Source organism: Micromonospora sp. NPDC049301, assembly GCF_040678715.1.
Classification (GTDB): Bacteria; Actinomycetota; Actinomycetes; order Mycobacteriales; family Micromonosporaceae; genus Micromonospora.
Genome location: NZ_JBFAQO010000001.1, coordinates 1,244,241 through 1,263,593 on the forward strand (window position 1 = coordinate 1,244,241; position 19,353 = coordinate 1,263,593).

Here is a 19,353-nt window from a genome sequence, read left to right on the forward strand (position 1 = left end):
GCGGTCGCGACGGCTCAGCGGGTCGGCTGTGGATCGGTGACGTCGGCCACGGTGGCCGCGAGCGCGGCGATGGCGGCGTCGGCGTCGACCGCGACGGCGAGGCCGCGCTCGCCGGCACCGAGGGTGATCTCCCGGCCGCGCAGCCGCTCGTCCGCGATCACCGGCCAGGCGGTGCTCGCGCCGAACGGGGTGATGGTGCCGCGTTCGTACCCGGTGGCGGCGAGGGCGCCCGCCGCGTCCGGCATGGAGAGCCGGTGCACCCCGAGCAGGGCGCGCAGCTTGGGCCAGGAGATGACCCGGTCGCCGGGGGTGAGCACGAAGAGGTGGTCGTCCGCGCTCCGACGGACCACGATCGTCTTGACCACGTCCGGGATGGCCACGCCCCGCACGGCGGCGGCCTCCGCCAGGCTGCCGACCGCGCCGTGCGGGATCAGCCGGTAGGGCAGACCGGCTGAGTCCAGGGCGGTGATCGCGGGCGACGGCATGCCCGCCACCGTAACCGCCGGGCCTGCCATTGGACGGGAAATGGCCACCGTCGACATCCCACCGTTTTCGGGGTACGGGCGTAAGGTGATCACATGCGCGCGGAGCGTGTGGATCACTCGGTTGACCATGATCAAGCGGTGGACACGCTGCGGCGGTCGTACGCCGCGGTGCCCACGGGTGAGCCTGTCCGGCTCGCCAAACGCACCTCTAACCTGTTCCGCCCCCGGTCCGCTCCCCGGACCCCGGGCCTCGACGTGAGCGGCCTCGGCCGGGTGCTGTCGGTCGACCCGGCCGGGCGCACCGCCGACGTGCAGGGCATGTGCACGTACGAGGACCTGGTCGACGCGACGCTGCCGCACGGGCTGATGCCCCTGGTGGTGCCGCAGTTGCGCACCATCACCCTGGGTGGGGCGGTCACCGGCCTCGGGATCGAGTCGACCTCCTTCCGCAACGGCCTGCCGCACGAATCGGTACGCGAGCTGGACATCCTCACCGGCTCCGGCGAGATCATCACCGCCCGGCCGGAGGGCGAGCACGCGGACCTGTTCACCGCGTTCCCCAACTCGCTGGGCAGCCTCGGCTACGCCACCCGGCTGCGCATCGAGCTGCAACCGGTCGGCCGGTACGTGGCCCTGCGCAACATCCGGTTCACCCGGCTGGAGGCGCTCACCGACGCGATCGCCGAGGTGACCGCGACCCGGTCCTGGGCCGGCGAACCGGTCGACGTGATGGACGGAGTGATGTTCAGCCCCGGCGAGGCGTACCTGGTGCTGGGCACGTTCACCGACGCGGCCGAGCCGCCCAGCGACTACACCGGTCAGGCGATCTACTACCGGTCGCTGCGCCAGCGCACCCGTGACGTGCTCACCGCGTACGACTACCTGTGGCGCTGGGACACCGACTGGTTCTGGTGCTCGGCGGCCTTCGGCGCCCAGCACCCGGTCGTGCGCCGGCTCTGGCCGGCGCGTTACCGGCGCAGCGACGTCTACCACCGGCTGGTCCGGCTCGAGCACCGGCACCAGGTCGCGGCCCGCATCGATCGGCTGCGCGGCCAGCCGGCCCGGGAGCGGGTGGTGCAGGACGTGGAGATCCCGCTCGAACACACAGCCGACTTCCTGCGCTGGTTCGCCGGCGCGGTGGGGATGAACCCCGTGTGGCTCTGTCCATTGCGGTTGCGCGAGCCGGCGGGTCCCGGTTCCGCGCGGTCGTGGCCGTTGTATCCCCTCCGGCCGGGGCAGGACTACGTCAACATTGGGTTCTGGGGGAGCGTGCCGATCGAGTCGGGCGCCGCCGACGGCGACGTCAACCGCATGATCGAACGCAGGGTGTCGGAGTCGGGCGGGCACAAGTCGCTCTACTCCGACGCGTACTACGACCGGGACGCCTTCGATCGCCTCTACGGCGGCGAGACCTGGCGCGCGGTGAAGGACCGCTACGACCCGGACCACCGGCTGACGGGACTGTACGAAAAGGCGGTAGCACGAGCATGAGCCTGACCGACCGAGATCAGGGGGCCGCCAGCGTCCCCGCCACCCCGCCGGCGGGGGGCCGGCGAACGGGTCCGACCGTGGCCGACGTCGTCCGGGCGGTCACCGCCGGGCCGCTGCCGGTGCGGATCACCGGGTACGACGGCAGCGCCCTCGGCCCGTCCGACGCGGGCATCACCCTGGCGATCCGTTCCGAGCGGGGCCTGTCGTACCTGCTCACCGCTCCCGGCGACCTGGGCATGGCCCGGGCCTACGTCAGTGGTGACCTGGCGTTGCAGGGGGTGCACCCGGGCGACCCGTACGAGGCGCTGCGGGTGCTCAAGGACGAGCTACGGCTGCGCCCGCCGTCGCTGACCGACGGGCTGGCGCTGGTCCGCGGGCTGGGCTGGGAGCGGCTGCTGCCGCCGCCGGCACCGCCGCAGGAGGCGCAGCCGCGCTGGAAGCGGGTGATGAACGGGCTGCGGCACTCGCGCGTCCGGGACAGCACGGCCATCTCGCACCACTACGACGTCTCCAACGCCTTCTACGAGCGGGTGCTCGGCCCGTCGATGACGTACACCTGCGCGGTGTTCCGGTCTCCGCAGGACACGCTGGAGCAGGCCCAGGCGGCGAAGTACGACCTGGTTGCCGGCAAGCTGGCGCTCAAGCCGGGGATGCGGCTGCTCGACGTGGGCTGCGGCTGGGGCGGCATGGTCCGGCACGCCGCGCGCGAGTACGGCGTCAAGGCGCTCGGGGTGACCCTGTCGAAGGCGCAGGCGCAGTGGGCGCAGGCCGCGATCGAGCGGGAGGGGCTGACCGAGCTGGCCGAGGTGCGGCACCTGGACTACCGGGACGCGCCGGCGGAGCAGTTCGACGCCATCTCCTCCATCGGCCTGACCGAGCACATTGGTGTGCGCAACTACCCGGCCTACTTCGGGGCTCTGCGCGACCGGCTCCGGCCGGACGGGCGGCTGCTCAACCACTGCATCACGCGGGCGGACAATCGGGCGCCGCACCGCTCCGGCGCCTTCATCGACCGGTACGTCTTCCCGGACGGCGAGCTGGCCGGCCCGGGTCGGCTGATCAGCGAGGTGCACGACGCCGGGCTGGAGGTGCACCACGAGGAGAACCTGCGCCAGCACTACGCGCTGACGCTGGCCGCCTGGTGCCGCAACCTGGTCGAGCACTGGGACTTCTGCGTCTCGGAGGTTGGTGCGGGCACCGCGCGGGTGTGGGGGCTGTACATGGCCGGGTCGCGGATGGCGTTCGAGCGCAACGGCATCCAGCTGCACCAGGTGCTGGCCACCCACAACGGCCCGAACGGTGTGAGCGGCTACCCGTTGCGGCCCGACTGGTTGCCCTGACCATCTGCTGAGCGTCGCCTGAAGCCGCGTCGAGAAAGTCGGCGCGGCTTCTCGCGAAGCGATTGACAAACAAGTTTTGTACGTACAAACTGATTTTGCCATGAGAGACGTCCTGTACTTGGAGCAGATCGAGCAGGCCGAGGTCCTGCTCAAGCCGCAGCGCGTCGAGGTGCTGCGGCAACTGGCCGAACCGCGCACCTGCACCGAGGTCGCGGCCCGACTCGACCAGACGCCACAGCGCGTCTACTACCACGTCAAGCAGCTCGTCGCGGCCGGCCTGGTCGAGCTGGTCAACGAGCGCAAGGTCCGCGGCATCACCGAGGGCATCTACCAGGCCGCCGCCCGCTCCTACTGGCTTTCGCCCCGCCTGGTCGGTCGGATCGGGCTGCGTCGGGCCCGTGACGAGCTGAGCCTGGGCTACCTGCTCGACCTGATGGAAGACGTCCAGGCCGACATCGCCGCCCTGGACCGGGCGGCGCCCGAGCTGCCCTCGATCGGGGTCTCCGGCGAGATCCGGGTGCCGGCCGAGCAGCGCCAGCAGTTCCTGCACGACCTGCAAACCGCACTTCAAGAGCTGTTCACCCGCTACGGCGGCAGCGAAGGGGATGCCTTCAAGCTCGCCGTGGCCTGCTATCCGAAAGGGAACGACCATGACTGAACCGTTGAAGGTGCAGGCCCGTCTCTCCGCGTCCGTCGGGCGCGTCCGTGAGGCCCTGACCGACCCCGCCGAGCTGCGTCTCTGGCTGGCCGAGCACGCCGAGGTCGAGCTTCCCCACCGGTACGAGTTCTGGGGTCGGTACACGCCCGAGGGCGACGCGCCGCATCAGCGGCTGGTGCACGCCGACGACGACACGCTGCGCTTCACCTGGCTGCTGGACGGGGTGGAGACCACCACGGAGTTCCAGCTGACCGCCGACGGCCCCGACAGCACCGTGCTGACGTTGACGCAGAGCCACTTCGACTTCGCCGAGGCGATGAGCGGCTCCAGCATCCGTGGCGTGCTCCAGACCTACTGGGCGCTGGCCATCGCCAACCTGGCCTCCCACCTGGAGGGCCGGCCGCTGCTGCCGAAGACCGACTTCACCTCCGCCGACCTGCGCGGCGAGCTGGTCATCGCTGCCCCGGCCGACAAGGTGTGGCAGTCGCTGACCGAGTCCGAGCAGGCCAGCGCCTGGTTCGGCTACCCGATCGGCATCGAGCCCTGGGTCGGCGGGCGGTACGCCATGGGCGGCTTCGACGCCGGGTACGCCGCCAAGGTCGTCGACCTGGAGCCGGGCCGGAAGATGTCGGTCGACTGGGGACCGACCGGCGTCACGAGCTGGGAGCTCGCCGAGTCCGGCGGCCGGACCACGCTGACCTTCGTGCAGAGCGGCTTCGACGAGGGCAACCCCCCGTACGCGGCCTGGAGCGGGTCGGTGGCCGGCCTGGCGGAGCTGCGCCGCTTCCACGAGGTGCCGGACTGGCAGCCGATCTGGCTCCCCGCCGACGTGCCCGGCCTGGAGCCCGAGCCGACCGCGGCGGCCAGCTGACCCGGCAACACCCCCGGCGAGCGCCGGCCCACCGCACCACGGGCCGGCGCTCGCCGCACGTCCGGCCCCTGCGGATCAGGTATTCGCTGGTGGCTCAGGCGATGGCGGCGATGTCCCCGTCATCGAAGTAGATGGCCTGGTGCAGCCGGCCGCCGAGTGCGGCAGCGTACCGGGCCACGACGTCCTGGCCGGAGATTCGACCCTGCTCGATCTGGGACACCCGGCCCTTGGTCACACCCATCCGCTCGGCGACCTGTTGCTGAGTCAGACCGCGGGCGCGTCGCACCTCCGCTAGGCGGTGCCCGACGACCTGCGCGAGCAGCTCCTCCTTGCCCGCCTGGACAGCCGCCTCGCCGCCGGCGCGCTGCACGTACTCCGCCCGGATGTCCGTCCACCGCACATGACCAGTCACCGCTGTCCCCCCTCCTGCCGTGCGCGTTCCTTCAAGTAGATCTCGTAGCGTTGTTCGGCGAGCGGGATGGCCTGTCGATACCAGCTCGACCACTGGCCAGCCTTGTCCCCGGCAACGAGCAGAATGCTCGCCCGCCATGGGTCGAAGACGAAGAGGATGCGGACCGTGCCCGGCCGCAACTCCTTCAGGTTCGCTATCGACGACCCGGTGATCGTGTCGACCAACGGACGGCCGAGCCCTGGTCCGGCTTCAGCGAGCGCGTCGATCGCCTGCACAACCCGGGCGAACGTTGCCTGGTCCAGGCTATCGATCCAGGCGCGAACCTCGTCGACGACGAAGACCTGCCACTCCTCCTGGTGCACTCAGGAAGTATAGCAATTGCTAAACCTGGTGGGCTGCCGGCAGCAGACGCGCCCGTTGCGATCCGCTGGCCCGATTCGGTGACTTATCCGGCTGGAGTGGGTACTCGCGTGCGATGTTCTTTATCTTCGGCCTCCGTACCAAGGTCGACCGTTCGGGTGTCGCGCAGCAGGTCTGCCGCAATTGCGGCAACCACGCCGCGCAGGTGATCACCCGTCGGTCGACCAAGTTCACCCTCTTCTTCATCCCCCTCATCCCGATCCGCACCCGGTACGCACAGCAGTGCACGTTCTGCGGGGCGCAGTACGAGATCTCCCAGGCCGAGGCCGAGCGCCTCACGGTCGGCTGAACCGCCGATGGCCCGCTTCCTCTGCTGGTTAATCCGCCGGCCACCGCCGTCGTCCGGCCCTCCGGTGCACTCCGCCGCGCGCCCGCCCTGCACCCCGGTCCGGCGGAAGCATCGTCGTGCCCGCCGTCCACTGGCGGGCACCAGGCTGCCCCGCTCACCCTGGAACCGCTCCGCTGGCCGCTGACCACGGCGTGTGCGGCCCAGCCCGTTGGCCAGCGCGAGTGCTCGGCCTGGTCCGGCCGAGGCAGGTGTCACCCTCGCGCCCTGTCGAGCTGTCCCGTATGTAAGGCGCCGGGCACCGCCACGCGAGCCGGCCGGGAACGACCACCGGCAGGCCCAGCCGGAGCAACCCGGCCAACCGGACCGAAGAAGCCGCGGCACCCGAGGGCACCCATTTGCCCCACTGATGGGGCAGCTCGACAGGAGCGCGTACCAGAGGAGGCCGCCCGGGCAGTTCCTCCTCTTGGCCGGACCGGCTCGACGTGCGCGGCCGTCCGGACCCTGGCGGCTACCCCGAGCCCTGACTAGGCTTTCGGGGTTTGCCGTGGACCGGTCCGCCGAGGGTGCACGCACGACGAAGAGCCGGAGCGACCGTGTCGCGACAGGACGTGAAGCAGGCTGCGGGGAAACCGACCCCGGCCGAGCCGATTGCCGTGCCGCCAACCCCCATCGACCCGATCCGTTCCACGCCGGCCGCCGGGGCACCGGCCGCGGGCCTGACGGCCGCCGGGAGGGCGGGCGGCGGTCAGGCGACTGGCAGGAAGCCGGCCCGGCTGAACCGCGTCGGCCTCGTGGGCGCGATCGTGCTCGTGGAGGCGTTCTGGCTGGTCGCCGCGCTGCCCGGCGCCGCGCTGGTCAGCGACCTGGGCGCGTTGCTGGTCGCCGGCTGGGCCACCGTCGCCTGCGCCTCGGTGGCCCGTCGTCACCCCTCCCCGCTGCGCCGGTTCTGGACGCTGCTCGCGGTCACCATGGCGCTCGCCGCGCTGGGCCGGGCGACCTGGACGGTGCAACGGCTCGGCGGCGGCGACCTGCCGCACACCCCGCTGGTCGGGGCGGTCTTCAGCGCCGGCATCCTCACCGGCACCGCAGCGCTGCTCTGCTCGCCCTCCGCACCCCGCACCGCCGTCGGGCGGGCCCGGACGCTGCTGGACGGGGTGATCGTCGCGCTGGCCCTGGTGCCGATCGGCTGGGTGCTGGTGTTCCGTGGCGTCGCCGCCGCCGAACTGGCCGACCCGGCGCGCACGCTGGGGCTGCTCTACCCGATGTTCGACCTGATGCAGCTCACCATCCTGGTCGCGGTCGCCGGCCCGGCCCGAACGCTGTGGCGGCCGATGAGCGTGCTCGCGGCCAGCCTCACCATCCGGGTCGTCGCCGACGTCGTCTACGTCTCGCTGGTCGCGCGCGCCGACTACGCCCCCGGTCACCCGATCGACCTGTGCTGGCCGCTGAGCTACCTGCTGATCGGCCTGGCCACCCGGAATCCGCCGCCGCCGGACTGCGACGACACCGACGACACCGCCGAGTCGTCACCGCCGCCGTGGTGGCGGGTGGCGCTGCCGTACCTGCCGGTGGGCGGGGCGATCATCGCGGTGGTGCTGGCCCGCCGGCCCACCGGACAGACCCCGCAGCTGGTCTTCGTGACGATGATGGCGCTGCTCGCCGCCCTCGCCGTACGCCAGGGGCTGGCCGCCAACGAGAACCTGCGCCTGGTGGCCCGGCTGCGCCGGCTCGCGTACGGCGATCAGCTCACCGGGCTGCCCAACCGGCTGTTCTTCAACCGGCGGCTGCGCCTGGCGTTGCGCGACGGCCGGCCGGTGGCGGTGCTGCTGCTCGACCTCGACGGGTTCAAGCAGGTCAACGACCGGTTCGGGCACGCCACCGGCGACACCCTGCTCACCGGCCTGGCGGCCCGGATGCGGGCCGCGGTGAACGGCGACGGCACCATCGCCCGGCTCGGCGGTGACGAGTTCGCGGTGCTGGTCGACGGCGATCGGCCGGTGCCCCCGGAGCAGCTCGCCGAACGGCTGCTGGACGCCCTGCAACCCTCCGACGGGGACGAGGACGTCGGCGTGCACCCGTCGGCGAGCATCGGCATCGCCGAGTACGGCCCGCAGCACGCCTCCCACACCGACCTGCTGCGCGACGCCGACATCGCCATGTACGCCGCCAAGGCGGCCGGGAAGTCCGCGTACCGGACGTGCACCCCGGCGCTGCGCGAGTCGGCCGTCTCCCGGGCCGAGCTGATCGCCGACCTGCGCCGGGCCGTCGACGAGGAGCAGCTGCACCTGGAGTTCCAGCCCATCGTCGACGTGGCCACCGGCGCGGTCCGCAGCGCCGAGGCGTTGGTGCGTTGGCGGCACCCCCGGCTCGGGGTGCTGCCGCCCGCCCGGTTCCTGCCGCTCGCGGAGGAGACCGGGCTGATCCTGCCGATCGACCGCTGGGTGATCCACGAGGCGTGCCGGGCCGCGGCGACCTGGCGGGACCGGGCACCGGAGGCGACGGTCGCGGTGAACATCTCCGCGGCGCACCTGCGCCGCCCGGACCTGATCGCCACGGTCACCGCGGCCACCGCCGGCGCCGGGCTGGCGCCGCGCGCGTTGACCCTGGAGCTGACCGAGTCGGCGCTGATCGAGGGCACCGACGCCGTGCTGGAGCGGCTGCGCCAGCTTCGGGAGCTGGGCATCGAGATCGCCATCGACGACTTCGGCACCGGTTACTCGTCGCTGAGCTACCTGCACCGCATCCCGGCCACCGAGCTGAAGATCGACCGTTCGTTCGTGACCCGGCTGGGGACGGACGACCGGGCGTACGCCACGGTGGAGATGGTCACCCGACTGGCTGGCGCGTTCGACCTGGCGGTGGTCGCCGAGGGTGTGGAGACCGAGTGCCAGCACGCGGCGGTCACCGCGATCGGCTGCCCGCGGGGCCAGGGCTATCTGTACGGGCGGCCGGACGGCCCCGACACGGTGGGCCAGAATCGGCCTTGACCCTGACGTAGCGGCAGGCGCGAGCCTGGTTTCCGGAAGGGAGGGGAACCATGGCGTACACGGTGGGTCAGGTGGCGAAGGTGGCCGGCGTGACGGTGCGGACGCTGCACCACTACGACGAGATCGGGCTGCTCTCGCCGAGCGGGCGGACCCCGGCGGGTTACCGCCGCTACGACGACGCGGACCTGGAGCGGTTGCAGCTCGTCCTGTTCTACCGGGAGCTGGGTTTCCCGCTTGAGGAGATCGCCGCCATCATCGACGACCCGGCGGCCGACCCGGCCGCGCACCTGCGCCGGCAGCACGAGCTGCTGACGGTACGGATCAAGCGGTTGCAGGAGATGGTCACGGCGATCGAGTTCGCGATGGAGGCGAGCAAGTTGAACATCCAACTCACCCCCGAGGAGCGGTTCGAGGTCTTCGGCGACTTCAACCCCGAGGAGCACGAGGCCGAGGCGGAGCAGCGGTGGGGCGACACCGACGCGTACCGGGAGTCGAACCGGCGGGCCTCCCGCTACAGCAGGGACGACTGGCTGCGGATCAAGGCGGAGAACGAGGACTGGGGTCGGCGGATCGTCGCGGTGCTGGCCTCGGGCGCGCCGGCGGACAGCCCGGAGGCGATGGACCTGGCCGAGGAGCACCGGCAGATCATCAGCCGCTGGTTCTACGAGTGCTCGTACGAGATGCACACCGGGCTGGCCGACATGTACCTGGCCGACGAGCGGTTCACCGCGCACTACGAGAACATCGCCCCGGGTCTGGCGGCGTACCTGCACGAGGCGATCCACGCCAACGCGATCAGCCGCGCCTGACCGGGCCGGGCGCCGACCCGCGACAGCGGCCGGTGCGGTCCGGCTACTCTGGCCGGACCGCACCGCGGTCAGCGTCGATCGGCCGCCGGCCGGCGGGCGCGCCGCTCGGGGGAGATGACCGTGAACAAGCCGAAGCTGGTCGCCGCGGGCGCCGTCCTGGCCGTGGCGATCGCCGTCGGGGTGTGGGCCCTGGTCGCCGGAGGCGACGAGCCCGACGCGGGCCGCCCGGCGGCCGGCGCGTCACCCGACCCGGCCGCGACCGACCCGGTCACCGTGCTGGTGGCCGCAGCCGCGAAGGTCGACCAGCAGACCTACAAGCTGACCCTGGGCACCGGCGGGGAGGCGGGCGACGGCACGGTGGTGCTGTGGGACCCGAAGGCGCGGCGGGGCCTGGAGACCACCTCGCTCAAGGTGCCGTCCGGCGAGGTGAAGATCGAGCGGTTGACCACCGGGCCGGACGTGTACGTGCGGGTCACCGCCCCGGACCGCCGGGTGCCGGTCTGGGACGGCCGCACCTGGTGGCACGTCGGCGCTCCCGGCGCCCCCGCCGCGCAGCAGGGCCTGGACAACACCCGGCTGGCCGGCACGTTGACCGCGCCGGCCAAGGTCCGGCAGACCGGCGTGCGGGAGTACGCCGGCACGCTGGACCTGCGCGAGAGCGGCGCGGTGCTGGGCAGCGGGGTCGGGAACGTGCTGGGCGACCGGGCCGCGGCGGTGCCGTTCACCGCCACGGTGGACGAGCAGGGGCGGCTGGTCCGGTACCGGATCGAGCTGGCCAGCGAGCAGTCGCAGACCGCGCGGCTGGACCTGACGTACTCGGACTTCGGGCTTGCCGTGACGGCGGAACCGCCGGCGGCGGACCTCATCGGTGCGGACCCGCCGCCGAACATCCCGGGCGCCTGAGCCGGGCTCACTCCTCGTAGACCCCGTCCACCGGGGTGACCAGGAAGTCGTAGACGGTGCGGGCCATCCGGCGGACCGTCTCGTCGCCGGTCTCCATCGGGCCGGCGGTGAGGAACGCGACGGCGGTCTCCGAGCCGGGGATCAGGTAGTACCCGACGTCGTGTGAGGCGTCCGGCAGGTCACCGGTCTTGTGTGCCACCGGCACCCCGGGCGGCAGCGCCGCCGGGATCTTGGTGTTGAGGGTCTGCTCCCGCATGAAGCCGATCATCAGGTCGCGGGAGGCGGGGCTGAGGATCTCGCCGTCCCAGACCGCGCCGAGCAGCGACACCACGTCGTCGGGGCCGGTGTAGTTCTCCTCGCCTCGCTGGGCGGCCGCGCTGTCGAGCATCCGGCGGGCCAGGATGGTGGACCGCTGGTTCATCGAGTCGATCAGCGCGTTGACCGGGGCGAACCCGCCCAGGTAGGTGATCAGCACGTTGGCGGCGATGTTGTCGCTGTACTTGATCAGGTACTGGGCGAGCCGGTGCAGGCTGACCACCTGTGGGAACGTCTCGAACTGGAGCTGGCCGGTGCCGCCGACCACGTCGGCCGGGGTGACCAGCACACCGTCGTCGAGCGAGACCTGTCCACAGTCGACGCGGCGGAGAAGCTCGACCAGGATCCACAGCTTGATGACGCTGGCCGCCTTGGGGCGCAGAGAACCGTTGACCGCGATCTGCTGATCGCCGTACCGGCCGGACAGGTCGCGCACGGTGACCCCGGCCGGGTTGAGGCTCGCGTCGGCGACCACCCGGGCGAGCTGCCCGCTGAGCGGGAACAGCCGGGCGCCCGCGACCGGATCCGTGGGCGGCTGGGGGCTGGTGACCACCACGCCGGTCAGCTCGGTCGGCGGGTGGTGGCGCCGGGTCACCTCGAGCGTGCCCTGGCTGCGCCCGATCAGCGGCACCCGGTACCGGTAGCTCCGGCCCTCGACGGTGACCTCGCCGCTGGCCACCCCGGCGGCGACGAGCATGTCCGGGTCGGCGACCCGGCCGGTGTCACCGTCGCAGGCCCGGTACCGCACGGTGTGCCCGAGCGAGTCCACCGCGAACACCCCGCCGGGGAACGACAGCCACGACACCTCGCTGGTCGGCGCCCGCTCCGGCGTCGGCTCCACACCGGGCTCGTCCCCCTGCCCTGCCGCGTCGCCCGGACCGGCCGCGTCCCCCGGACCGGCCGCGTCCCCCGGGCCGGCCGCGGACCCGGGCTCGGCTCCGTACCCCGGCTCGGGTGCGGGGCCGTCCGCGGTGGCCGGCCCGGTCGTCGCGAGCACGGCCAGCGCGACCGCCGCGGTCAGCCACTTCAGGGGTACGCGAGCAAATAGGCCGGACTGGGAAGATGAGCGGTTCTTGTCGCTTTCTCTCACGTTTGCACGATATGGAGCTGGGGCGGCTGATGGGGCGCTCGGGACTGCCGTCACCCGTCCGGGCCGCCGAGTGCCGATGAGCGCGATACCTCAGAGGTATAGATATGACTCTGCGGTATCAGCCTCATCAGCACCACCAGACCCGACGGCGGTGCGAGCGGTCAGGTCGGTGGTGTCGCGGGGAAGGGATCGGCGGGCAGGCCGGGTGCCAGCCGGCGCATGGAGAAGAAGGTGGGCACCAGAGCGTCATAGAGCTCGGCGAAGAGTGGCAGCAGCGAGGCGTACGTGGCGGCGGCGGCCGGGTCGGGGCGGACGGTCTCCTCGATCCGCGCCAGATCGGCGGCCACGTCGATGGTGGGGATCAACCCGAGCGCCTGCATGCCGAGCAGGGCCGCGCCGAAGCCCGACCCCTCCGGCCCGGCCGGGAAACTCACCGGCAGGCCGAGCACGTCGGCGAGCATCTGCCGCCACAGGCCGCTGCGGGCGAATCCACCGCCGGCCCGGATCTCGCGGACCTCGTTGCCGGCCGCTCGCACGGAGCTGAGCACCAGCGCGAGCTGCTGGCAGACCCCCTCGAGCGCGGCCCGGATCAGGTGCTCGCGGCGGTGCGCGTGGGTCAGCCCCACGTACGCGCCGCGCGGCAGCGCGCTCCAGTGTGGTGCCCGCTCGCTGTGCAGGTACGGCAGCATGATGAGCCCGCCGGAGCCGACCGGCGCCCGGGCCGCCAGCGCGACCAGCTCCGCCTCGGAGCGCTCGCCCAGGTCCGGGGCGAGCGCCTCACCGGCCCAGCGCAGCACGACGCCGCCGTTGTTGATCGCCCCGCCGACCGTCCAGTGGTCCTCGGTCAGCGCGTAGCAGAACACCCCGCCGAGCGGGTCCACGCCGGGCCGCTCGACCATCACCCGCATCGCGCCGCTGGTGCCGATCGTGCAGGCCACCATGCCGGGGCGCACCGCGCCGAGGCCCAGGTTGGCCAGCGGCCCGTCGCCGGCGCCGACCACCACCGGGGTGCGTTGCGGCAGGCCGGTCGCCGCCGCGGCCTGCGCGGTGAGCCCGGGCAGCACGGCGGTGGTGGAGACCAGTTGGGGGAGCTGCTCCCCGGTGATGCCCGCGATGGTCAGCGCCTCGCTGTCCCACTCCAGCTTGTGGATGTCCATGAGACCGGTGGACGAGGCGACGGAGTGGTCGGTGACCAGCGTGTCGCAGAGCCGCAGCAGCACCCAGTCCTTGATGCCGACCCAGTGGGCGACCCGTTCGAAGAGCTTCGGCTCCTGCTCGGAGAACCAGAGCAGCTTGGGCAGCGGCGACATGGGATGCATCGGTGTCCCGGTCCGCCGGTGCAGGGCCAGGCCGGACGGCACCGCCCGCAGGCGCTCGGCCTGCCGGGTGGACCGCGCGTCGGCCCAGGTCACCGAGGGGGTGAGCGGGCTGCCGGCCGAGTCGAGACCGATCAGGCTGTGCATGGCGGAGCCGAACGACAGCCCGGCCACCGGCACGGCCAGCTCGGCCACCACGGCGCGGATCGACTCCAGCACCGCGTCGAGGATGAGCTGCGGGTCCTGCTCGGCGTACCCGGGCTGCGGATCGTTGAGCGGGTAGCCGATCGAGTGGCTGGCGAGCTGCCGCCCACCGGTGTCGTACGCGACGGTCTTGGTGCTGGTGGTGCCGATGTCGACGCCGATCACCACCCCGGGCCGGGTGTCCTGCGGCACGATCGTCACCCCCTCCGTACGGCCGTGCCGCGGCGACGCACCCGGCTGCGGCTGACGTTACCGAGACAGCGACCGCCCCCGCAGGGCACACGGAAAGGTGAATCGGCGACGGCAGTATCGCCCTATCGTGTGGGTTGTTCCGCCGATCGGCTACTTCGCCCAGTTCTGGCGTGTCCGGGCGGCGCGCCGCCGCTGTTAACACGTGTGACACCCCGGTTGGTGGCCTGCGCGGCGAAGGAGTCGGCGTGGCAAAGACTGATTCGACGGGTTCCACATGGCGGTACCGGTGGGCGCGCCGGCAGAACGTTCGGCGGGTCAGCACGTTCCGCGGTGCGGAGGCGGCCTGGCGGCGACGCGACGACGAGTTGCGGCGGCTGCGTGCCCTGGCCGCTGACTTCGAGGGCTCCGCGGCGGCCGGTGCCGGCCTGCCGCTGGAGCTGGCCGGTGACGAGGTGGTGCTCTGGGCACTGCCGGCCGCGCAACTGGTCGAGGTGCGGCACACCACGGTGCTGCCCGCGCCGGATCTCACGATCGCCCCGCCGTCCGCGCCGCTGCGCCCGCGCCGCCCGGACGGCGTCCGGGTCACCGACGCCGGCATGGCGGTGATCACGAGCCGTCGGCTGGTGCTGCTCGGCGGGCGCGGCCGGCGCGACTGGGCGTACGGCAGGATGACCGGCCTTGCCCACGACCCGGCGGCGCCGGTCACTCTGATCCAGGTGCTGGACCGGCGGCGTACCTCCGGGCTGATGCTGCCCACCGACGCGGCGGCGGACTTCCGGTTCAAGCTCACGCTGGCCTTCGCCGACGCGATCGAGCAGCGTCCCGCGGTGCTCGCCCAGCTCGACGAGCTGATCGCCGAGCACGCCCAGCTCAAGCCGTTCCGGCCGGCCGCGGCCACGCCCGCGCAGGCCCGGCTCTCCGCGCTGGTGCCGGGTGGACGGCGCAGCGTCGCGGTGGCCGCGGCCGTCGCGCTGCTGGTGCCGGCGGCGCTGATCGAGTCGGACCCGTCCGACCCGACCGGTGGCGCGGAGGTCGCGGTCGCGGCCACCCCCGCGCCGACCCCCAGCGTGGTGCCCGCGCTGGTCCGCCCGGCGGCCCCGCCGCCCCGCACATCGCCGAAGCCGACGAAGGCGCCGCGCCCGTCGCCCACCACGACGCGCGATCCGCGCTGCGGCGCGCCAACCAACCCGCTCGGGTACGACTTCTGCGGCGGCACCCGCATCCGTCGGCCGGCCGCCGAGGTGTGCGACTGGTTCGACTGCGTGCCGCAGTTCTGGGCCGGCCGGGGGTACCTGGTGCAGTGCCGTGACGGCTCGGTCAGCCTGACCGGCGGTCGGTCGAACGCCTGCGCCGACCACCGAGGCGTGCGACGGACCGTAACCAAATGACCGTTTAATGCCTGTTTGAGCCCGCGCGTCGCCTTGGGTCGATAAGATCAACCGGGTGGAGATCCGGTCCGACGACGGTGCCCGGGTGAGGATCCGCCCGGTCGGCTACCAGCCCGGCATCGACCCGCCCGACGACCCCGACCGGGCCGCGCCCGGTTGGCACGACTGGCTGCTCATCGAGGTGGACGCGCGTACCGCCGACGGCCAGACCTGGTCGCACCACTACCCGAGCCTGATGGTCGAGGAGGCCCGCGCGCTCGGCGGCTGGCTGCGCGGGCAGGCGAAGGCGGCCCTCGGATCGAGCCCGCCACCGGCGACGGTCCGCTTCACCGAACCCAACCTGGCCCTGCGTACCCGGGTGCTCCGCCGTCGCCGGCTCGAGCTGGTCGTGGAGTTCTCCGCCGAGTCGCTGCCACCATGGATGCGCCGGCCCTCCACCGCGATCTACCCGCTGATCCTCACCGTCTCCGCGGACGCGCTCGCCGTCGCCGCCGAACAGTGGGTCGGGCACTGCGAGGCGTACCCGCCACGCGCGCCGTCACGGTTTCCGGCCCGAGGTCCCCTGCCCGGCCCGATGACGTACCCGAAGCGGGCTGGGTGACACATCCGGCTAGACGATGGGCTACACGATCGCGGGCAGGTTATCGCTGAAGGCCCCGAGCCGACTGCTGTAACAGCGACGGCACGCCTACTTCGTCCTTGGCTCGGGGGCGACAACGAGGCGAGGCGGGTCCTCTGCCGCTCGATGTAGCTCTCCAGCACGGCAAGGGTGCGCGGCATGCGTAGCCAGTCCTGAGCGGCGTGCCCGTACTCCCGAATCGCAATAGCTTCCCTGTCAGGACCGTAGCCAACGGGATACACGTCAACGATGTCGGACAGATCTCCCCAGATTCGGTACAACCAGCCCACGACCCAGAGGTGCTCGATGTGCGGGCGCTCGACCAGCGTTCGGGACGAAGAGGTCGAGTGTGGCTGCAAATAGTGTGCCACGATCGGCCCGTGCGTACGTGGGGTGGCCTAAGCCATGAGGAGCAGTGCCTCATGGTCAACGCGCAAGAGCATGACCTCCTGCCGAGCGTGCTCTGGGACTGGCGGACCGATCTCGGCCAGGAAGACAAGTTGACCCTGCTGCCGGTGCTTGCCGCTGCGCTAGTCGCACTGGTCAATGATGGGCTCATCGAGGTACGCCGGCTGTTCGTCGACGTCGACCCCAGCGGCAGCGGCAGCGGCAGCGGCAGCTACGAGGTGATTCCCTGCGGACAGCTTCCTGACGTGCTCGCCGATCAGGCTGTGTGGGAGTACACAGATCACAGCTGGATCCATCGCGACGAGGGCTTGGCGATTGTCGAGACCCATGCGGGGCGAGAGTTGTCGCTCACCGATCGCTCGGGTGTGCCAAATCCCCAGAGCTCGAACCCGTACCTGAAGTAGCCGGCCTGTTGAGGGCGTGGGCGGTGAGCCAGCGGTCCGGGAAGCTGAGCGGCGTGAGGATGATCATCGGGCACAGATCCGGCACAACTGACACCGGCAAGGGCTGTCAACCGCTGCAAGGCAGCGAAAGTATCCGCCCTGGTCACGGGGCCGATTCGTCCAGTCTGGGGTGATCAACCGAGTGCCGGAGGGGTTCAGGGTTCAAGCCTCCACCCGCATCGGACAGCTACGGACGTGCGGGCATCGATGAGGCTCGCATCGATAACAAGCGGTACCCTTCGATCGGTCTACTCCCAGAGGCGGACGGAGAACCGATGTCGCAGGCCGTTGCAGTGGAAGTGATCAAAGCTGTGCCTGCGATGCTTTGGGTTGCCTTCGCCGCCTTGGTTTACTTCACTCTGCGCAGCGCCCTCGTCCCACAGCTTGCTCGTCTCAACAGCGTGAAGACGCCAATGCTTGAGCTGGGCTTCGCCGAGCAGCTGCTCGATGAGGCGGCGGCCAAGTCGGAGGTGGGCACGCCACCCTCCGCTAGCGAGCGACGCGCAGCCGTTTCCCGACTGCAACACGCGGGCGAGATCCTAAGAGAGGGTCGCATCCTCTGGGTGGACGACAACCCGAGTTGGAACATGCCCCTGATCCGCCTCTTCCGGCAACTTGGCATGATCGTGGATACACCACGCTCCACAGATGAGGCGCTCGCTGACCTCCAGAGGCGGTCCTACGACCTAGTTCTCAGCGACATGCGCCGCGACACAGAGCAGCCGGCGGAGACCGCGGGTATCACTCTCATTGAGGCCCTCGAACGCCGAGGCATCCACCTCCCCGTAGTCATCGCCGCGGCCGGCTTCGATCCCCGGCTCGGCGTACATCCCGGGATCTTTGCCTACACCAACGCCGTCGACGACCTTGTTCACTACGTCATCGACGTCATGGAACGCATCAAGTTCGGGACAGCCTTTTGACATCGAGCCGCTAGGACGACGCGTGGCTCTGCCGGTTCTCGCGAGCCCACAAGTCAGCGGAAAGTCAGCGAATGGCGTGATGCGCGACCGACACCAACGACCACAGTCGGCGTGACACCTAGGACTGGACCACAGGGAATGACTCCCGCCGACGCTGGCCGACAACGCCGACCATTCTCCCCCGGCGGGGGTCAGGCTTAGCTGGACGTGCCAGGGGCGGCGCTGTCGACAGCAACGCTGACAGCAACTGCCCCGGACGCCAACGCACTACCGGTATCAAGGATGGACGCTGCTCCGAGCTGACGGCCGCCCCCAGACGGGGACGGACGCGCAGCACACAGCTTGTAAGCGAGACGTCGCACTTGAATCCTCGCTGGCTCAGGCTGGCGGGTTTCAACCCGGCTACCGAGTGGCCCGAGGAAAAAGGGAAGCGTGCCGCCTTGGCCGCTACGGTCAACCGCGCTGCGTAGGATGCCCGACGTAGTCGGGAGCCGTCAGGGTTTCCGTAGTGCGTTACCGTTTTGAAGTGCTACTTTGCCGCCGGCGGCGACGGCGGTCAGGACAATGGCGGCGGCGGCGACGCCCAGTGTTGTCTTGTTGACCAACCTGTCCAGGAAGTTCTTGTTCTCGGAGTCTTTTGTGGATTCCTTGTCGGCCGTTTGCACGAGCAAGCCGTTCAGGTACCTCCGCGTTTCTGGGTCCAGGTCCAGGTCGTCGCGTTGGAGTTGAGCGATGATCGCCGCTCTGGACTCTTGGTAGGCCCGATGAACATACTCCTGGCTCTTCTCGTTGGACGAGAGAGTGGACTCGTGGACCCTCCGCAGCGTAGCCATCGCTTTGACGGAGAGTTTTGTGATCTCGGGAAGCTGCTCGATGATCTTTAGTTGAACCTCCTTCTCCATCTCCGGCATCATGGCCACGAGCTGGAAGACCTTGTCTTTGGAGAGATTCCGCCAGGTGTCGATATCAAGCGCCTTCTTGACGTCCTCTTCACTCTTGAAGACCATGCTGTGCCCACCTGTCGAAAAGGGATCTCCGCAGCGGAGAGTGTAGCCGGTGCCCGCTCGTCCGTACCGGCGTGCGATTCGCGCCGCGCCACGGAACAATGAGATGTCCGGATCTGCTAGTAAATGCCCCGAGCGCCGCCATTTGCGTCACCCCTCCTCGCTACGGTGCACGTTTCCCCGGGGCGGTCGGCAGGTGTGCCAGCGCTGCTGGAACGGCTCGATCAACGCCCCCACTGGGCGTCCATGAGATCAGCACGCCTAACGTGCCGTGACCAGGCACTGCGCGGCTCAGCCGGCCAGGTGTCACCGCGCCTACGACGTCGCGACTTCAAGCGATACCGAAGCCATTGATATCGCCTCAAAGACATCTTCAGTCCCGCTAAAGCTCCATAGGCAGGACTTATGGCCCCTCTGAGGGGCGGCTGACGGCCTCCGGTTCCCTTGCCTAAAGGTTCTTAACGTAGCTGGCGGCGATGTTCTCCGACGGGTTGGTGTAGCGGTTGATGTAGCGCTGGGACTGATGGCCGAGGCACCGTTCGAGTTCGTAGGCGTCGCTGAAGGTAGGCCGGCCATCAAGCTAACCCAGCAAGGTTGAAAGCAACCGCCCGGACAACGGCATGCGCACCTAAGCCGCACCGGTAGGCGGAGTCAGCAGCGAGTCAGCAAACGGGTTGTGCGCGGCAGTGACGGACGGGAAGGAGCGACTGAGCGGCCCATGCCTGAGCACTTAGGACCACTCCTGCTGACGCTGACTGGCAACTACGACCAGGCCCTCCGGCGCAG

Annotated in this window: 18 protein-coding genes; 12 read left to right on the forward strand and 6 right to left on the reverse strand. The window is 70.9% G+C overall.

Annotation, left to right across the window (positions count from 1 at the left end; all coding sequences use genetic code 11):
• Window positions 1-14 precede the first annotated feature (14 nt).
• Window positions 15-485, reverse strand: a complete 471-nt coding sequence (locus AB0K07_RS05955) for a YbaK/EbsC family protein (RefSeq protein WP_363751276.1) — start codon at window positions 483-485, stop codon at window positions 15-17.
• 93 nt (window positions 486-578) lie between these two features.
• Here AB0K07_RS05955 and AB0K07_RS05960 point away from each other — a divergent pair, with 93 nt between their 5' ends.
• From AB0K07_RS05960 to AB0K07_RS05975, 4 genes are all read left to right on the forward strand, one after another.
• Complete coding sequence (locus AB0K07_RS05960) at window positions 579-1,976, forward strand: FAD-binding oxidoreductase (RefSeq protein WP_363751277.1); 1,398 nt, start codon at window positions 579-581, stop codon at window positions 1,974-1,976.
• On the forward strand, window positions 1,973-3,316 hold the full coding sequence (locus tag AB0K07_RS05965) for a class I SAM-dependent methyltransferase (protein WP_363751279.1): 1,344 nt from the start codon (window positions 1,973-1,975) through the stop codon (window positions 3,314-3,316). Before AB0K07_RS05960 ends, AB0K07_RS05965 begins: the two co-directional genes overlap by 4 nt.
• 100 nt (window positions 3,317-3,416) lie before the next feature.
• Window positions 3,417-3,974 (forward strand): helix-turn-helix domain-containing protein, encoded by a 558-nt coding sequence (locus AB0K07_RS05970; RefSeq protein ID WP_363751280.1) that lies wholly within the window; start codon window positions 3,417-3,419, stop codon window positions 3,972-3,974.
• A complete protein-coding gene (locus AB0K07_RS05975; protein ID WP_363751281.1) occupies window positions 3,967-4,845 on the forward strand; it encodes an SRPBCC family protein in 879 nt (292 codons plus the stop codon). The genes AB0K07_RS05970 and AB0K07_RS05975 overlap by 8 nt, the downstream gene beginning before the upstream one ends.
• A gap of 94 nt (window positions 4,846-4,939) precedes the next feature.
• On the opposite strand, the gene AB0K07_RS05980 is transcribed toward AB0K07_RS05975, so the two are convergent.
• Window positions 4,940-5,257 (reverse strand): helix-turn-helix transcriptional regulator, encoded by a 318-nt coding sequence (locus tag AB0K07_RS05980; RefSeq protein ID WP_363751282.1) that lies wholly within the window; start codon window positions 5,255-5,257, stop codon window positions 4,940-4,942.
• Window positions 5,254-5,619: a type II toxin-antitoxin system RelE/ParE family toxin gene (locus AB0K07_RS05985; RefSeq protein ID WP_363751283.1), complete on the reverse strand. Its 366-nt coding sequence runs from the start codon at window positions 5,617-5,619 to the stop codon at window positions 5,254-5,256. Before AB0K07_RS05985 ends, AB0K07_RS05980 begins: the two co-directional genes overlap by 4 nt.
• Window positions 5,620-5,732: 113 nt before the next feature.
• On the opposite strand from AB0K07_RS05985, the gene AB0K07_RS05990 reads away from it, so the two are divergent.
• The 4 genes from AB0K07_RS05990 to AB0K07_RS06005 all read left to right on the forward strand — a co-directional run bounded on the left by AB0K07_RS05990 (window position 5,733) and on the right by AB0K07_RS06005 (window position 10,665).
• A complete protein-coding gene (locus tag AB0K07_RS05990; protein WP_363751284.1) occupies window positions 5,733-5,966 on the forward strand; it encodes a zinc-ribbon domain-containing protein in 234 nt (77 codons plus the stop codon).
• Between the two features lie 791 nt (window positions 5,967-6,757).
• On the forward strand, window positions 6,758-8,953 hold the full coding sequence (locus tag AB0K07_RS05995; protein WP_363751286.1) for an EAL domain-containing protein: 2,196 nt from the start codon (window positions 6,758-6,760) through the stop codon (window positions 8,951-8,953).
• 50 nt (window positions 8,954-9,003) lie between these two features.
• The gene (locus AB0K07_RS06000; protein ID WP_363751287.1) at window positions 9,004-9,762 is read left to right on the forward strand and encodes a MerR family transcriptional regulator; all 759 of its coding nucleotides are present in this window, start codon (window positions 9,004-9,006) and stop codon (window positions 9,760-9,762) included.
• A 120-nt stretch (window positions 9,763-9,882) separates the two neighbouring features.
• The gene (locus AB0K07_RS06005; RefSeq protein WP_363751288.1) at window positions 9,883-10,665 is read left to right on the forward strand and encodes a hypothetical protein; all 783 of its coding nucleotides are present in this window, start codon (window positions 9,883-9,885) and stop codon (window positions 10,663-10,665) included.
• Window positions 10,666-10,672: 7 nt separating this feature from the next.
• Here AB0K07_RS06005 and AB0K07_RS06010 read toward each other — a convergent pair whose 3' ends face one another.
• On the reverse strand, window positions 10,673-12,070 hold the full coding sequence (locus tag AB0K07_RS06010; RefSeq protein WP_363751290.1) for a serine hydrolase: 1,398 nt from the start codon (window positions 12,068-12,070) through the stop codon (window positions 10,673-10,675).
• Window positions 12,071-12,231: 161 nt separating this feature from the next.
• On the reverse strand, window positions 12,232-13,782 hold the full coding sequence (locus AB0K07_RS06015; RefSeq protein ID WP_363751292.1) for a gluconokinase: 1,551 nt from the start codon (window positions 13,780-13,782) through the stop codon (window positions 12,232-12,234).
• 245 nt (window positions 13,783-14,027) lie between these two features.
• Between AB0K07_RS06015 and AB0K07_RS06020 the strand changes: the two genes are divergently transcribed.
• The 4 genes from AB0K07_RS06020 (at window position 14,028) to AB0K07_RS06035 (ending at window position 17,563) form a co-directional block, all read left to right on the forward strand.
• Window positions 14,028-15,170, forward strand: a complete 1,143-nt coding sequence (locus AB0K07_RS06020) for a hypothetical protein (protein ID WP_363751294.1) — start codon at window positions 14,028-14,030, stop codon at window positions 15,168-15,170.
• A gap of 55 nt (window positions 15,171-15,225) precedes the next feature.
• Entirely contained in the window at window positions 15,226-15,771 is a 546-nt protein-coding gene (locus AB0K07_RS06025; RefSeq protein ID WP_363751295.1) for a hypothetical protein, read from the forward strand.
• Window positions 15,772-16,211: 440 nt separating this feature from the next.
• On the forward strand, window positions 16,212-16,601 hold the full coding sequence (locus AB0K07_RS06030) for a hypothetical protein (RefSeq protein WP_363751296.1): 390 nt from the start codon (window positions 16,212-16,214) through the stop codon (window positions 16,599-16,601).
• Between the two features lie 314 nt (window positions 16,602-16,915).
• Window positions 16,916-17,563: a response regulator gene (locus AB0K07_RS06035; RefSeq protein ID WP_363751298.1), complete on the forward strand. Its 648-nt coding sequence runs from the start codon at window positions 16,916-16,918 to the stop codon at window positions 17,561-17,563.
• Between the two features lie 494 nt (window positions 17,564-18,057).
• On the opposite strand, the gene AB0K07_RS06040 is transcribed toward AB0K07_RS06035, so the two are convergent.
• Window positions 18,058-18,570, reverse strand: a complete 513-nt coding sequence (locus tag AB0K07_RS06040; protein WP_363751299.1) for a hypothetical protein — start codon at window positions 18,568-18,570, stop codon at window positions 18,058-18,060.
• Between the last annotated feature and the right edge of the window lie 783 nt (window positions 18,571-19,353).